10 protein-coding genes, 1 CRISPR repeat array and 1 riboswitch are annotated in these 16,261 nt (G+C 64.5%); of the genes, 6 read left to right on the forward strand and 4 right to left on the reverse strand.

Annotated elements, in window-relative coordinates; all coding sequences use genetic code 11:
• The coding region (locus V1261_RS10105) for an IS3 family transposase (protein WP_329771603.1) at positions 1-886 on the forward strand (886 nt) is incomplete at its 5' end.
• A 98-nt stretch (positions 887-984) separates the two neighbouring features.
• A CRISPR array of direct repeats spans positions 985-1,487; the repeat unit is 23 nt; unit sequence CCGTCACGCACGCGCCCGCGAGG.
• A 287-nt stretch (positions 1,488-1,774) separates the two neighbouring features.
• On the opposite strand, the gene V1261_RS10110 is transcribed toward V1261_RS10105, so the two are convergent.
• The 4 genes from V1261_RS10110 to map all read right to left on the reverse strand — a co-directional run bounded on the left by V1261_RS10110 (position 1,775) and on the right by map (position 6,769).
• Positions 1,775-1,888 (reverse strand): type II toxin-antitoxin system HicB family antitoxin, encoded by a 114-nt coding sequence (locus V1261_RS10110; protein ID WP_329771607.1) that lies wholly within the window; start codon positions 1,886-1,888, stop codon positions 1,775-1,777.
• Positions 1,889-1,935: 47 nt separating this feature from the next.
• Complete coding sequence (locus tag V1261_RS10115; RefSeq protein WP_329771608.1) at positions 1,936-3,006, reverse strand: 3-deoxy-7-phosphoheptulonate synthase; 1,071 nt, start codon at positions 3,004-3,006, stop codon at positions 1,936-1,938.
• A gap of 88 nt (positions 3,007-3,094) precedes the next feature.
• Positions 3,095-5,923: a [protein-PII] uridylyltransferase gene (gene glnD, locus V1261_RS10120; protein WP_329771609.1), complete on the reverse strand. Its 2,829-nt coding sequence runs from the start codon at positions 5,921-5,923 to the stop codon at positions 3,095-3,097.
• 27 nt (positions 5,924-5,950) lie between these two features.
• Positions 5,951-6,769: a type I methionyl aminopeptidase gene (gene map / locus V1261_RS10125; RefSeq protein ID WP_329771610.1), complete on the reverse strand. Its 819-nt coding sequence runs from the start codon at positions 6,767-6,769 to the stop codon at positions 5,951-5,953.
• A 115-nt stretch (positions 6,770-6,884) separates the two neighbouring features.
• Positions 6,885-7,153: riboswitch (cobalamin riboswitch) on the forward strand.
• Between the two features lie 144 nt (positions 7,154-7,297).
• Between map and V1261_RS10130 the strand changes: the two genes are divergently transcribed.
• The 5 genes from V1261_RS10130 to purL all read left to right on the forward strand — a co-directional run bounded on the left by V1261_RS10130 (position 7,298) and on the right by purL (position 16,200).
• Positions 7,298-9,337, forward strand: a complete 2,040-nt coding sequence (locus V1261_RS10130; RefSeq protein WP_329771611.1) for a TonB-dependent receptor plug domain-containing protein — start codon at positions 7,298-7,300, stop codon at positions 9,335-9,337.
• A 6-nt stretch (positions 9,338-9,343) separates the two neighbouring features.
• A complete protein-coding gene (locus V1261_RS10135) occupies positions 9,344-10,243 on the forward strand; it encodes an ABC transporter substrate-binding protein (RefSeq protein WP_329771612.1) in 900 nt (299 codons plus the stop codon).
• An 8-nt stretch (positions 10,244-10,251) separates the two neighbouring features.
• Positions 10,252-11,280 (forward strand): FecCD family ABC transporter permease, encoded by a 1,029-nt coding sequence (locus V1261_RS10140; protein WP_329771613.1) that lies wholly within the window; start codon positions 10,252-10,254, stop codon positions 11,278-11,280.
• Positions 11,277-12,050 carry an ABC transporter ATP-binding protein gene (locus V1261_RS10145; protein WP_329771614.1) on the forward strand — a complete coding sequence of 258 codons (774 nt, stop codon included), beginning with the start codon at positions 11,277-11,279 and terminating at the stop codon, positions 12,048-12,050. Before V1261_RS10140 ends, V1261_RS10145 begins: the two co-directional genes overlap by 4 nt.
• A 103-nt stretch (positions 12,051-12,153) precedes the next feature.
• Positions 12,154-16,200, forward strand: a complete 4,047-nt coding sequence (purL, locus tag V1261_RS10150; protein ID WP_329771615.1) for a phosphoribosylformylglycinamidine synthase — start codon at positions 12,154-12,156, stop codon at positions 16,198-16,200.
• The last annotated feature ends 61 nt before the right edge of the window (positions 16,201-16,261 follow it).

A 16,261-nucleotide genomic window follows, 5' to 3' on the forward strand; every position in this document is an offset into this window, starting at 1 on the left:
GGCAGTCCGGGTGAGGTACGCGTTTATCCAGCGCCATGAGGGTGTACACGCGGTACGCCGTCTATGTTCGGTGCTGAGGGTCCATCCCAGCGGCTATTACGCCTGGAAGCACAAACCCTACAGCGACAAGCAACGCGATGACCAGCGTCTGCTGGGCCTGCTCAAGCAAGCTTGGCTGGAAAGTGGCTGCGTGTATGGGTACCGCAAGCTGACTCTGGACATGCGCGATCTGGGTGAGCCGTGCGGCAAGCATCGTGTGGCACGTCTGCTGCGCGCAGCAGGTATCCGTTCACAGACGGGCTATCGGCGCCGCCATGGCAGCCGGGGCGGCAGGCCTGCCGTGGTGGCTCCCAATCATCTGAATCGGCAGTTCACGCCGATGGGTCCCAATCAGGCATGGGTGACGGACATCACCTATATCCGCACGCACGAGGGCTGGCTGTACCTGGCTGTCGTACTTGATCTATTCTCCAGGCAGGTTATTGGCTGGTCCATGGGCAGTCGCATCGATAGCGATCTGGCTTTGAGCGCGCTGCTGATGGCCATCTGGCGCAGGCAGCCCAAGGAGTCGGTTCTGGTGCATTCCGATCAGGGGTGTCAGTTCACGGGGCAGGATTGGCAGAAGTTGCTGCGCGCGCACAATCTGGTCAGCAGCATGAGTCGGCGCGGCAACTGCCACGATAACGCGGTGGCGGAGAGCTTCTTTCAACTGCTCAAGCGCGAGCGGATTCGTCGCCAGATCTATTCCACCCGGCAGGATGCGCGGGCCGATGTCTTCAACTACATCGAGATGTTCTACAACCCCAAACGACGCCACAATACATGCGGGGCGGTATCCCCGATGGAATTCGAAAAACGTCACTACCAGCGGCTCGCGAGTGTCTAGTAGATCCGGGTCGATTCAGACACTGGAAATCAAGACGGTGATCGAGCGAGCCAGTCAGAGGCGGGTGCTGGAATTGCTGTGCAAGCGGGTGGGGTGAGCCGTCACGCACGCGCCCGCGAGGTGGGAAGTGTTTTCAAGTGGACAATTTGTCCACTTGATCCGTCACGCACGCGCCTGCGAGGTTTGAGCAGTTCCGTCAATTTGACGGGTCTGCGTGATCCGTCACGCACGCGCCCGCGAGGGTTTTCAAGTCGCCATTTTGACGACTTGATTCGTGAGCCGTCACGCACGCGCCTGCGAGGGTGAAAAGTGTCAATTTGATCCTTTTCACTTTGTGAGCCGTCACGCTTGCGCCCGCGAGGGACCTTCGTCAGAAATCTGACGAAGGTATAAAGTGAGCCGTCACGCACGCGCCTGCGAGGGTGCAGACAGATCAAATTGAGCCATCTGCATGTGATCCGTCACGCACGCGCCCGCGAGGAACGCGAGGATCAAAATGATCCACGCGAATCTGTGATCCGTCACGCACGCGCCCGCGAGGCCAAACCGCGACAATTTGTCGCAGTTTCAGGAGTGAGCCGTCACGCACGCGCCCGCGAGGTGCCCCTGGCATGGGGGGGGTGTCAATCTGCGCCCCCCCTTGCTGGTGTGCAGAAATGCGGGACGATCCCGCAATTGGCGGCATAATGCGTAAGAAGAAGATGCGATTTTCTTTGTAGCCCATAAGTACAAGAATCGAACCCGTGTCATGGGGGAAATTCATGGGGAAAAGAAAAATTCACGTTCCAAAAAAACCTTTGTAATCGTGGTGTTAGAACAACATTTCTACCCCCGTCCCAGCACCATATTGGCTTGATTGTCATCTGCAAGATTGGCTCAGGTCGATATCTACCAAGAACCTTCCAAAGTGTCACAAGCCGCATGACACCCCGGAAAATCCGGAAACACTACCGCCCACGCTGTGGCAGCATTTCCGGGATACACATAAACGGGATACCGCATGGCAGGCTCCGGGTTCAAAACCCGAATAATATGCCCGCCCTCCGTACTCAGCCAGCGCGACGTTTGCGCACCGCAGTTGCCAACTCGCGCAACACCGGCTCCGTCTGCGCAAAACTGATGCACGCATCCGTAATAGACACGCCACGCTTCAGCTCGCCCTGGCCCAGATCCTGACGGCCTTCTTCCAGATGGCTTTCGATCATCACGCCGGTAATACGGGCGTCGCCGCCGGCAATCTGGCCGGCCACGTCGGAGGCGACATCGATCTGGCGCTGGTGCTGCTTGCTGCTGTTGGCGTGCGACAGGTCGATCATCACCTGCGGGCGCAGCTTGCTGGCTTCCAGCGTTTCGCAGGCGGCCTGCACATGGGCGGCATCGTAGTTGGGCGTCTTGCCGCCGCGCAGGATCACGTGGCAGTCATCATTGCCGCGCGTCTCGAAAATCGCTGCCTGGCCCATCTTGGTCATGCCCATGAAGGCATGCGGCGATTGCGCCGAGACGATGGCGTCCACCGCCACCTTCACGCCGCCGTCGGTGCCATTCTTGAAGCCCACCGGGCAGCTCAGGCCCGAGGCCAGCTGGCGGTGGCTCTGGCTTTCCGTGGTGCGCGCGCCAATCGCGCCCCAGGCGATCAGGTCGCTGATGAACTGCGGGCTCAGCAGGTCCAGGAACTCGGTGCCGGCCGGCAGGCCCAGCTCCACGATCTCCAGCAGCAGGCGGCGCGCGCGCTCCAGGCCTTCGTTCATGGCAAACGTGCCGTCCAGGTGCGGATCGTTGATATAGCCTTTCCAGCCCACCGTGGTGCGCGGCTTTTCGAAATACACGCGCATCACCACCAGCAGGTCTTCTGACAGCTCCTGCGCCAGCGGCAGCAGGCGCTGCGCGTACTCGATCGCCTGGTCATGGTCATGGATGGAGCAGGGGCCCACCACCACGATCAGACGGTCATCGCGGCCGTGCAGCACATCGCTGATGGCCTGGCGCTGCTGCTCCACGCGGTCGATCAGCAGGTCGCTCACCGGCAGGCTTTCCTGCAGCAGCGCCGGCGTCAGCAGCGGGCGCACGGCGCGCATGCGGGTATCGTCAATACGGGTGGTGTCGTGGGTGGTCTGGGTCATGTCGTCTCTATCCGTAGCTATAGTGTGGGTCTCGCCGCATTGTAGTCATGCCCGATGGCATATGTGTGCAATGCAGCAAACTCGGGCATCAGTTGGTATCGATTGCTGCCAGCAGCTGCTGCTCCAGTTCGGTCTGGAAGCGGGTCGAGGCCAGCGCCGGCGCATGGATCAGGAAGGTGTCTTCCACCCGTTCACCCATGGTCGAGACCTTGGCCAGTTCCAGCCCGATACCGTTGGCGGCCAGCACGCGCGTGATGCGGTAGAGCAGGCCGATGCGGTCGCTGGCATTGATCGTCAGCAGCCAGTTCTGGCCTTTTTCGTCGGGCGCCAGCTTCACATAGGGCGTGATCGGAAACTCCTTCACGCGGCGCGACAGGCGCGTGCGGCCGGGTTCGCGCAGCGGTTCGTGCTTTTCCAGCGCCTGCGCCAGCGAGTTTTCCACCATGGTGATGAACTCGCGGTAGTGCTCCGGCATGATGGTGGTCACCATCAGAAAGGTATCGAGCGCGCAGCCGTCGCTGGTGGTGTGCACGCGCGCATCCAGGATGCTGAACGAGCCACGCTCGAAAAAGCTGCAGATACGGGCAAACAGGTCCGGCTGATCCGGCGTGTAGACCATCACCTGCAGGCCTTCGCCATGCGGCGACAGGCGCGCCCGCACCACCGTCTTGCCTTCGCCGACCAAGTGGGCCAGATGGCGCGTGTGCCAGGCGATGTCGCCGCTTTCGTGGCGCATGAAGTAGCGTACGTCCAGCGTCTCCCACAGTTTCACATGGCTGTTGCGCGGCATGGAGTGGCGTGCCAGCTCGATCAGCGCTTCGCGCTTGCGTGCTTCCACCAGCGCATCGGCATCAGGGATATGGCCGCCGAGCACGCGCAGCGTGGCCTGGTACATCTGCTGCAGCAGCTTGCCTTTCCAGGCGTTCCAGACCTTCGGGCTGGTGCCGCGGATATCGGCCACGGTGAGCAGGTAGAGCGCCGTCAGGTAACGCTCGTTGCCCACCAGCCTGGCAAAGCGGGTGATCACTTCGGGATCGTTCAGGTCCTGTTTTTGCGAGACCTGGCTCATGGTCAGGTGTTCACGCACCAGGAAGGCGAGCAGCTCGGTGTCTTCCTGGCCGATGCCGTGTGTCTTGCAGAAACGGCGCATCTCGATTTCGCCCAGCACCGAATGGTCGCCACCGCGACCCTTGGCCACATCGTGGAACAGCGCCGCGGTGGACAGGATCCAGGGCGCATCCCAGCCTGCGGCCAGCTGCGAACACAGTGGGTATTCGTGCGCGTGTTCGGCCTTGAAAAAGCGCCGCACGTTGCGCACCACCATCAGGATGTGCTGGTCCACCGTGTAGACATGGAACAGGTCGTGCTGCATCTGGCCAACGATCTTGCGGAACACCCACAGGTAGCGGCCCAGCACCGAGGTCTGGTTCATCTGGCGCAGCGCCTGCGTCACGCCGCTGGGGGCCTGCAGGATCTGCAGGAACTGCTGGCGGTTCACCGGATCGCGGCGGAAGGCGCTGTCCATCAGCACGCGCGCGTTGTACAGCGCACGCAGCGTACGTGCCGACAGGCCCTGGATGCCGACTTCGCGCTGCAGTACCAGAAAGGTCTCCAGGATCGCGTGCGGCTGGCGCTGGTAGATGTCATCGGTAGCAACATCGAGCAGGCCGTCGGTATCAAAAAAGCGCTCGTTGATCTTGCGGCGCGGACGATCGATCTGGCGCGGCAGGTAGTCCAGCCGCGTCAGTGCGGTGCTGGCGACCGGGTTGACCACGTCCTGCTGCTGCAGCGGCGAAGATTCTTCGGCAGCGGCTGCGGCCTTGTCCTGCTGGCGCTGCTGCAGCGCGCGCATGGCTTCGGTCACCGGTGCCGGGTCGTAATCGTAGGTGTGGCCGCTGTCGCGCAGGCGCTCGGCAATGTTCAGCAGCAGGATCTGGTTGAGCTGCACCACCGCCTTGGCGGTCCAGTAGTAGTGGCGCATCAGCGCTTCGCTCGGACGGATCGGGTTGCGCTGCGGACCGGTGCGCGTGGTGCGTGGCTGGCTGGTGTAGCCGAGTTGTTCGGCCACGCTGGTCTGCACGTCAAACAGCAGGCGATCCTCGTGGCGGCGCGCCACCAGGTGCAGCTGGCTGCGGATCATGCCGAGCATGGCATAGGTACGCTTGATCTGGCGTGCCTCGTAATCGGTCAGCAGCCCGCTTTGCGAGATGCTGTCCCAGCTGTTGCCATAGCCGGCCGCCTTGGCCACCCAGAGCAGGATGTGCAGATCGCGCAGGCCGCCGGGCGATTCCTTGCAGTTGGGTTCGAGCGAGTAGGGCGTGTTGTCATACTTGGCGTGGCGCTGGCGCATTTCCAGCGTCTTGGCCAGGTAGAAGGCGTAGGGCTGCATCACGCTGTCATAGGCGGCGCTGAGCTGCTGGAACAGCTTGCGCGAGCCGGTGATGTAGCGCCGCTCCAGCAGCGCGGTCTGGATCGTGATGTCGGCCTGCGATTCGCGGATGCATTCCTGCAGCGTGCGCACACTGGAGCCGATCTGCAGGCCCACGTCCCAGCAGCAGCTGACAAAGTGCTCCACGCGCTCCTTCAGGTCTGCATCCTGCTCCAGGTCCGCGCCGTCGGGCAGCAGGATCAGCACGTCGACATCGGAATGCGGCGAGAGTTCGGCGCGGCCATAGCCGCCCACCGCCGCCAGCAGCAGGCCGCCGCGCTGCAGCCCATGTGCGCGCCACAGCGTGGACAGCATGCGGTCGGTCAGGCGCGTGAGCTTGCGCCACAGCGTATGCACGCTGCGCAAGGCACGCAGCTTGCGTCCGGCGTTGGTCGAGAACGCCGCAAACAGCGCCTCCTTGTCCTGCTGGTAGCCGGTACGCAGACTGGCCAGGGTTTCCGGGGAGAGAGGGGCGAGGGTCTGCGGCATGCGGATCAGCGGGTGAACGTTACGGAATCAGGTCTTGGTCGAGCTGATGAAATCCGGCAGCGCCGGCATGCCGGGCGATACCGTCAGCACCTCGTAGCCGGTCTCGGTGACGACCAGGGTGTGTTCGTACTGCGCCGACAGGGATCGATCCTTGGTCACGATGGCCCAGCCGTCCGGACCCTGCTTGATCTCACGGCGGCCGGCGTTGACCATCGGCTCGATGGTGAAGATCATGCCGGGCTGCAGCTCTTCGAGCGTGCCGGGCTTGCCGTAGTGCAGCACTTGCGGCTCGGTGTGGAACTCCTGGCCGGTGCCGTGGCCGCAGAACTCGCGCACCACGCTGTAGCCATGGCCTTCCACGTGCTGCTGGATCGCATGACCGATATCGCCCAGGCGCGCGCCCGGCTTGACCTGCTGGATGCCGATCCACATCGATTCGTAGGTGACGCGCAACAGGCGAGTGACAAAGGGCTGTACCGCCGATTCACCACCGACGATGAACATGCGGCTGCTATCGCCGTGCCAGCCGTTGGTGGTCGGCGTGACGTCGATGTTGACGATATCGCCTTTCTTCAGCGGCTTTTCGTTCGGGATGCCGTGGCAGACCTGGTGGTTGACCGAGGTGCAGATCGACTTGGGGTAGGGCGTATGGCCGGGCGGGGCATAGTTCAGCGGTGCCGACACCGAACCGCGCGAGGTGGTGTATTCGGCGCACAGGCGATCCAGCTCGTTGGTGGTCACGCCGGGCACGACAAACGGCGCGATGTAGTCGAGCAGCTCGGCGGCAAAGCGGCCGGCAACGCGCATGTGTTCGATTTCTTCGGGGGTATGGATCTTGATGCTCATGGGCGCAATTATCCTAGGAATGCGAGCCTGTCGCAGGCAGCGGGGAATGTCGGGCTGGCGCAACAAGCGGACAAACCGGCACTTTGCATTTACAATCCGATACTTGCCGGCGCCATGCCGGCGCCAAGACCCAGGTGCCTGTGATGCCGGAAGCGATGAATCCGGCTGGCAGGTTAAACGGGAACCGGGTGCGTGCGCCAGCCGCACAATGCCCGGACTGCCCCCGCAACGGTAAGCGAGTGTGGGTGCATCAGGCCATGCAACAGGCATGGCAGCCACTGCCGGCTTGGGCAGCGTCGTGCAAGGCGGCGCCGGTTCAAGCAGTGGGAAGGCGATGCATCAAGACTTGCGAGTCCGGATACCGGCCTGTGTTTGACCAAGCTGCCATGACAGGGTGATGGCGGCGCAAACCTGGCCGTCTGCGGGGTAGCAGACATGGCGGTAGGGCGGTGTGCCGGCAATGCGGGCACCCGGCCACGACAACCGACGCGTCGCATGCAGCACGGCCAACTGATACGAGAACTGGCCTTGAAACTCCATCCCCATTCCATTCGCCTGGCAGGTCTGCTGATCTGCCTGACTCCGGTTGCCGCTGCCGTGGCAGAAACTGTCCAGCCCGATGCCGTCGAGCCGGCACTGCAAGTGGCTGCTGCCGGCCCCCAGGACGAACCCTATCGCGTGGTCGTCACCGGAGCACGTGCGCCCATGCCGCTCAAGGACACACCGCAGCGTATCGAGGTGGTGACGCGCCAGGAAATCGAGCGCGTGCCGCACCGTGAACTGGCCGACCTGCTGGGCAAGACGACCAATGTCGACATCAAGCGTTATCCCGGCATGAGCGGTTCGGTTGGCATGCGCGGCTTTACGCCGAGCTCGCCCATGACCGGCGAGAGCATGCAGACGCTGGTGCTGCAAAACGGCATTCCGGCTGTGCACAACAACATCAGCTTCATGCCGGTGAATGGCGTGTCGCGCGTCGAGGTCATGAAAGGCCCGGCATCTTCGCTCTATGGCTCGCAGGCCATGGCCGGCGTGATCAACGTGATTCCGGTCCGCCGTACCGACGAGATCCAGGGCGGTGTGGGCGTGTCTGCCGGCAACCATGACCTGCGCCAGGTCGATGCCAATATCGGCGGCGCCATCAGTGAGAATCTGAACTTTGACTATTTTGGCAACTGGGAAAAGCGCGGCAATTACCAGGACGGCAATGGCCAGACCATGGAGTTCAGCGGTTACAAGCAGCACAGCCACGGCCTGCGCCTGGGTGCCGAACTGGCACCGGGCTGGACACTGGATGCGCGTGCCGACCTGTTCCGTGCCGATGACGTGCAGAACCCCGGCCCCGATCCGGAGATCAAGCAGTTCGAGACCAGCAAGGATGCCAGCCGTGACCTCTACAGCCTGACGCTGCAGGGCGAAGCCGGCAACCATGCGTTGACCGCCGCGGCCTACACCGGCAAGGAAAACTACATCAACTACGACCTGCAAGCGGACCGCAGCCTGGCGCAATCCTATGATTCGCGCATCAAGTGGCACGGCCTGCAGCTGAAGGATGCCTGGGACTGGGCCGATGGCTACAAGCTGGTGTTTGGCTACGACTACAACCAGACCGAAGCCAGCGCGCGCAGCGGCACGCCGCCGTGGACCTTCTCGTATAACCCGGACAGTAAGCTGAAGACGCATGGCCTGTATGCGCAACAGAACATCAGTCTGAACGAAGGCCAGACCAATCTGTACGTGGGTGGCCGTTACGACCGCATCACCATGTCCACGCTGCCGACCGACGGTCTGGGCAACGTGACGCAAAGCCGTGATTTCAGCCAGTTCAGCCCGAGCGCCGGCATCAAGCACGAAGTGTCGCCGGGTATCTCCCTGCATGCCTCGGCGGGCAAGGGCTTCAGTGCGCCCAGCGCCTGGAAGCTGTCCGGCGAATACTCCGGCAGCGACTGGAAAGTTGACTCGGCCGGTAACTGGTACCCGGTGCCGATCACCTACGTCGGTAACGCCAATCTGGATCCGGAAAGCAGCACCAGCGTCGATGCCGGTATCGGTATCGAACGCGAGAACTGGAACGCCGACCTGACGCTGTACCACACGCGCATCCAGGACAAGATCGTCGCCTATGACGTCAGCCCGGGCCTGAAGAGCTGGCGCAACGCTGACGAGGCGCGCATGCGCGGCGTGGAGCTGGTCGGCAACTGGCAGTTCAGCCCGAACCTGCGCCTGGATCTGGGCTACACGCACAGCTTCCGCAGCGAGCAGCGCAATGGCAACGTCTGGTCGCCGCTGGAGTACGTGCCCAAGAACACCGCGCGCGCCGCGCTGGTGGGGGACTGGGACAAGTTGCATGCACGCCTGGGTGCCCGCTACAACGGCAAGAGCTGGAAGTCCAAGGCGGAGCGCGGCGGCTACACCCTGTGGGACATGAGCCTGGGCTACGCCATCGACAAGCGCCAGACCGTCAGCCTGAGCGTGGACAACCTGTTTGACCGCTACTATGAGGAAGTCCATAACTACAACATGCCCGGCCGCGAAATCCGCCTGGGCTACCGCTGGGACTTCAAGTAATTGACCATGCCCGTCCGCCCGCTGCGCCGCCCCACGCTACGCCACGCCTTGCGCTGGCTGGCCGCTGGTTGCGTGGCGGCGGCGCTGGCCGGCTGCCAGCCCGAACCGCCACAGACGGCAGCTACGGCGGTGGCCAGCCAGCAGGCCCAGCGCATCGTCTCGCTGAATCTCTGCACCGACCAGCTGCTGCTGCAACTGGTGGAACCGGGCCGTATCGCGGCACTGAGCAAGCTCTCGCATGATCCCGGCCTGTCGGTGCTGGAGCCGCAGGCGCGCGCACTGCCCATCGTGCGCGGTGATGCCGAAGAGGTGCTGCTGCTCAAACCCGATCTGGTACTGGTGGGCCGCTACACGACACGCTACACCACGCAGATGCTGCGTGACCTGGGCATTCCGGTGCTGGAAGTGCCACTGGCCAGCAGCCTGGCCGAGGTGCAGCAGCAGATCACGCTGGTGGCTGATGCGGTCGGCGAGGCCGACAAGGGCAGGGCGCTGGTGCAGGCGCTGCAGCAGCAACAGCAGCAGCTGCAACAGGCAGCGCAGCAGCAATCCGCGCCATGGCCGGTAGCGGCCGAGCGCAGCTGGCAAGGCTACAGCACCGGCCAGGGCACGCTGATGAACGAATTGATCGAACTGGCCGGTTACCGCAATGCCGGCGTCGAGGCTGGCCTGAGCGGCTATGGCTATCTGCCGCTGGAACGGCTGGTCGCCACCCATCCGGACCTGATGCTCACGCCTGATTACGCCAGCGACATGCCAAGCGTGGTGCCACGTGACCAGCTGCATCCGGCGCTGCAGCACACGGTACTCGAGAGCCTGACCCTGCAGACCCGCACCACTATCTGCGGCGGTCCCTGGAGCCTGGACACGGCGGCGCGCATGGCGCAGCAGCGCCAGGACCGATAATCGCTGCCATGACTGTTTCCGATTTTTCTGCCGCACCGGGTTGGGCCCGCTGGTCCATGGGCCGCTGGCTGCTGGCCGGTCTGGTACTGCTGGCGCTATGCCTGCTGTCGCTGACGATTGGCTACGTGGACATGTCGCCGCTGCGCCTGCTGCAAGGCGTGCTGGCTGGCGACTGGGTACCGAGCCGCATCTTCTGGGATTTGCGCCTGCCGCGTACCGTGCTGTGCGTGGCGGTCGGGGCGGCGCTGGGCATGTCCGGTGCCGCGCTGCAAGGCCTGCTGCGCAACCCGCTGGCGGAACCCGGCCTGCTGGGCGTGACCAGCGGGGCCGCGCTGGGCGCGGTAATTGCGCTCTATACCGGGCTGGCGCAGATGACTGCGCTGGCACTGCCCTTGGCCGGCATGGCCGGTACCTCACTGGCGGTGCTGCTGGTGCTGCTGCTGGCGCAGCGCAACCAGGACACCACCACCCTGATCCTGGCTGGCGTGGCGATTTCCGCGCTGTGCAGCGCGCTGATTGCGCTGGTGATGAACTGGTCGCGCAATGCCTTTGCGCTGCAGGAAATCGTATTCTGGATGATGGGCTCGCTGGCGGATCGCAGCATGCGCGAAGTAGCGCTGGGCGTGCCCTTGATCGTGCTCGGCCTGCTGCTGCTGTGGCAATCGCGCCGTGGCCTGCAGGCGCTGGCGCTCGGCGAGGAAACCGCGCACACCATGGGCATCCGCCTGCCGCAGCTGCGCCTGCTGGTGCTGGCCGGCACCGCCTGTAGCGTGGGCGCAGCGGTATCGGTAGCGGGCAGCATCGGCTTTGTCGGCCTGGTGGCGCCGCATGTAATGCGGCCCTGGGTCAAGGCCGATCCCTCGGCGCTGCTGCCGGTATCGGCCTGGGCCGGGGCCATCCTGCTGCTGCTGGCCGATATCGGCGTGCGCCTGGCCTACAACGATGGCCAGGAGCTCAAGCTTGGTGTGCTCACCGCCCTGATTGGCGCGCCGTTCTTCCTGTCACTGATCCTGGGCCTGCACCGGAGGTCGGCATGAGCAGCGTGATGATGCAAATGCAGGGCGTGCAGATGGAAGCCGGCAAGCGTACGCTGTTGCACGACATTGAGCTGGAATTGCGCAGCGGCCAGCTGCTCGGCATTCTCGGCCCCAACGGAGCCGGCAAGACCAGCCTGTTGCGCACGCTGCTCGGCATGGCACCGGCCAGTCGTGGCCAGATCCTGCTGCAGGAGCAGCCGCTGGCACAGTGGTCGGCCAGCGAACGCGCGCGCCACATTGCCTATCTGGCGCAGGGCCAGCAGGTGCACTGGCCGTTGCCGGTGGCCGACGTGGTGGCGCTGGGCCGCTTGCCGCATGGCGATGCCGAACGGCCCAGTGGCGAAGCCGCCATCCAGCGCGCCATGCAGTTGACCGATTGCCAGCACATGTCCATGCGCAATGTGCAAACCCTGTCCGGTGGCGAGCGTGCCCGCGTACTGCTGGCGCGTGCGCTGGCGACCGAAACGCCAATCCTGCTGGCCGACGAACCGCTGGCCGCGCTGGACCCGGCACACCAGCTGCAGATCATGGGCCTGCTGCGCCAGCTGGCGGGGCAGGGCATGGCGATTGCCGTGGTACTGCATGATCTGACGCTGGCCTCGCGCTTCTGCCACCAGGTCTGCGTGCTGCAGCAGGGCCGCATCCAGGCGCACGGCCAGCCGTCGCAGGTACTGGACGATACCTTGCTGCGCCAGGTCTTCGGCCTGCAGGCGCTGCGCCTGCAGCAGCTCGATGCCGATTGCATCGTGCCCTGGGAAGTGCTGACCTGAAGCACCGGCACAAGCCCGTGGGGAATGCCCACGAAGCGCCCACCCGTCATGCCCGCCGATTACAATGGCGGTTTACATCAGCTGCCTGTTGCCTCTCATTTCCATGCAGACAACCATTACCCGTTTCGAGGGCGGCAACGCTCTCACCCATTTCCGTTCCCAGCAACTCCTGAGCCAGATCCAGGCGATCGCTCCCGGCGTGCGTGCCATCACTGGCCAGTTCATGCACTGGGTTGAAAGCGACCAGCCGCTGGATGCGACCAGCCAGCAGGCGCTGCAACAGCTGCTGACCTATGGCGAGCCGGCCGATGCCGCCGACAAGCCGCTGGCCAGCATCGTCGTCACGCCGCGCGTCGGCACCGTGTCGCCCTGGGCTTCCAAGGCCACCGATATCGCGCGCAACTGCGGCCTGACTGATGCCGCCAGCGTGCGCCGCATCGAGCGCGGCACCGTGTATGCGCTCGAGGGCAGCAAGCTCAAGGACGGCCAGCTGGAGCAGATCGCTGCGCTGCTGCACGATCGCATGACCGAAAGCGTGCTGCCCACGCTGGATGCCGCCAACAGCCTGTTCACGCACCTGGACCCGGTGCCGATGGAGCATGTGGACGTGCTCGGCGGTGGCCGTGCCGCGCTGGAGGAGGCCAACCGCGACTGGGGCCTGGCCCTGGCCGACGACGAGATCGACTACCTGCTGCAGGGCTTCCAGGAGCTCAAGCGCAACCCGACTGACGTTGAACTGATGATGTTCGCGCAGGCCAACAGCGAACACTGCCGCCACAAGATCTTCAACGCCGAGTTCACCATCGATGGCGAAGCGCAGCCGCACTCCCTGTTCGGCATGATCCGCAATACCGAAAAGGTATCACCGCAGCACACCATCGTCGCCTATTCCGACAACGCCGCCATCATGGAAGGCGGTACCAGCCTGCGCTTCATGGCCGATGAATCCACCGAGCAGGGCATGCGCTACCGCGGCCAGGACAAGCTGCAGCACGTGCTGATGAAGGTCGAGACGCACAACCACCCGACCGCGATTTCCCCGTTCCCGGGCGCTTCTACCGGCGCCGGCGGCGAGATCCGTGACGAGGGTGCAACCGGCCGTGGCTCGCGTCCCAAGGCCGGCCTGACCGGTTTTACGGTATCGAAGCTGTGGGGCGGCATGAGCGACCAGCCGGGCGGCAAGCCCGAGCACATCGCCAGCCCGCTGCAGATCATGACCGAAGGCCCGCTGGGTGGCGCCGCCTTCAACAACGAATTCGGCCGTCCCAACCTGACCGGCTATTTTCGTGAATACGAGCAGACCATCGTCAGCCGTACGCAGGACGGCGTGCAGGTGCGCCAGATGGGCTACCACAAGCCGATCATGATCGCCGGTGGCCTGGGCAGCATCGATGCCAGCCAGACGCACAAGATCGAATTCCCGCCCGGCACGCTGCTGATCCAGCTGGGTGGCCCCGGCATGCGCATCGGCATGGGCGGAGGTGCGGCCAGCTCGATGAGCAGCGGCGCCAACGCGGCGCACCTGGACTTCGACTCGGTGCAGCGTGGCAACCCGGAAATCGAGCGCCGTGCGCAAGAGGTGATCAACCATTGCTGGGCGCTTGGCGAAGCCAACCCGATCCTGGCGATCCACGACGTTGGTGCCGGCGGCCTGTCCAACGCCTTCCCTGAGCTGGTCAACGATGCTGGCCGCGGTGCGCGCTTTGACCTGCGCAGCGTGCCGCTGGAAGAAACCGGCCTGGCACCCAAGGAAATCTGGTGCAACGAAAGCCAGGAACGCTACGTGATGGCGATTGCGCCGGAAAGCCTGGCGCAGTTCCGCGCCCTGTGCGAGCGCGAGCGCTGCCCGTTTGCCGTGGTCGGCGTTACCACCGAAGAGCGCCACCTGCATGTGGGCGCGGTCGATCTGAACAGTGGCGACATCGTCGATGAGGACCTGCCGGTCGACATGCCGATGAACGTGCTGCTGGGCAAGCCGCCGAAGATGCAGCGCGACGTCAAGACCGTCACGCACCAGGGCATGCCGCTGGATACCGGCGACCTGGACCTGCAGCAGGCCATCATCCAGGTGCTGAGCCACCCGACCGTGGCCAGCAAGCGCTTCCTGATCACCATCGGCGACCGCGCCGTTGGTGGCCTGACGCACCGCGACCAGATGGTTGGCCCGTGGCAGGTGCCGGTGGCCGACGTGGCCGTGACGCTGGCCGACTTTGCCGGCGTTGCCGGCGAAGCCATGAGCATGGGCGAACGCACGCCGCTAGCGGTGTTCGATGCCCCGGCCTCCGGCCGCATGGCCGTGGCCGAAGCCATCACCAACCTGCTGGCGGCCCCGATCGAGTTGCCGCGCGTCAAGCTGTCCGCCAACTGGATGGCAGCCTGTGGCGAAGCCGGTGAAGATGCCGCGCTGTATCGCACGGTAGAAGCCGTCGGCATGAAACTGTGCCCGGAGCTCGGCATTTCGATTCCGGTCGGCAAGGACTCGCTGTCCATGCGCACCCAATGGCAGGATCCGTCTGCCGAAGGCGCGGCACAGGCACGCAAGGTGGTATCGCCGGTCAGCCTGATCGTGACCGCCTTTGCCTCGCTGCAGGACGTGCGTGGCACGCTCACGCCTCAGCTGGACCGTGACGTTCCCGATTCCCGCCTGCTGCTGATCGACCTGGGTCGTGGCCAGCAGCGCATGGCCGGCAGCATCCTGAGCCAGGTACTGGGGCAGGGCGGCGACATTGTGCCGGACCTGGACCAGGCGAAAGACCTGGTGAACCTGGTCAATGCCGTCAACACCCTGCGCGCACAGGGCAAGATCCTGGCCTACCACGACCGCAGCGACGGTGGCCTGCTGGCCGCCGTGGCCGAGATGGCTTTTGCCGGCCATGTCGGCGTGGCGCTGACGGTGGACATGCTGCTGGCGCACGGCGACGGCGTCAGCGACAGCCGCCTGGACAGCGGCGAAGCCAAGAACTGGGCACAGCAGACATCGGGCCGCCGCCACGAGGAAACGCTCAAGGCGCTGTTCAACGAAGAACTCGGCGTGATCCTGCAGGTACGCAAGGAAGACCGCAACGAGGTGATGCAGGTGCTGAATGCACACGGCCTGGGTGGCTGCAGCCATTTCATCGGCAATGTGCGCAACGAAAGCTCCGAAGTCGATGCCGGCAAGGGCCAGCTGACGATCTGGCGCGATGCGCAGAACATTTTTGCTGCCGATCTGGAAGACCTGCACCAGGTCTGGGACAGCGTGAGCTGGAAGATTGCCCAGCAGCGCGACAACCCGGCCTGTGCCGACAGCGAACACCGTGCCGCCGGCGACCGCAAGGATCCGGGCATGCACATGCACCTGACCTTCACGCCCGAAGCCCCGGCTGTGCACACCAGCCGTCCGCGCGTAGCCGTGCTGCGCGAGCAGGGCGTCAACTCGCACGTGGAAATGGCCTACGCCTTCGACCGTGCCGGTTTCGACACGCTGGACGTGCACATGACCGACCTGCAGGCCGGCCGCGTCAGCCTGTCCCAGGTGCAGGGCGTGGTCGCCTGCGGCGGCTTCAGCTACGGCGACACCCTGGGTGCCGGCGTGGGCTGGGCGCGCAGCATCACCTTCAACCCGGTGCTGCGTGACGCTTTTGCCGCATTCTTTGCGCGCAATGACACCTTCGCGCTGGGCGTCTGCAACGGTTGCCAGATGTTTGCCGAACTGGCCAGCATGATCCCCGGTGCCGAGCACTGGCCGCGCTTCACGCACAACCAGAGCGCCCGCTTCGAGGCGCGCTACAGCATGGTCGAGGTGCTGGATTCGCCCAGCATCTTCCTGCAGGGCATGGCCGGCAGCCGCCTGCCGATCGCCGTGGCGCACGGCGAGGGCTTTGCCAACTTCGCGGTGCAGGGCGATCACGCCCAGGTGCACAAGGCAATGCGCTACGTGGACAACCATGGCCAGCCGACCGAAACCTACCCGTTCAACCCGAACGGCAGCCCGGGCGGCCTGACCGCCGTCACCACCGCCGATGGCCGTTTCACCGCCATGATGCCGCACCCGGAGCGCGTGTTCCGTCCGCTGCAGATGAGCTGGATCGACCCGGCGCTGGCAGGTGACAAGACCGGCTTCAGCCCATGGATGCAGCTGTGGGTGAATGCCCGCAAGTGGGTCGGCTGATCCACAGCAGCTGACGCTGAAAAGCCAACGGGCCTGCAGGTTATATCCTGCAGGCCCGTCC

The sequence above is a fragment of the Brachymonas sp. J145 genome, assembly GCF_036312245.1.
Taxonomy (GTDB): domain Bacteria; phylum Pseudomonadota; class Gammaproteobacteria; order Burkholderiales; family Burkholderiaceae_C; genus Brachymonas; species Brachymonas wangyanguii.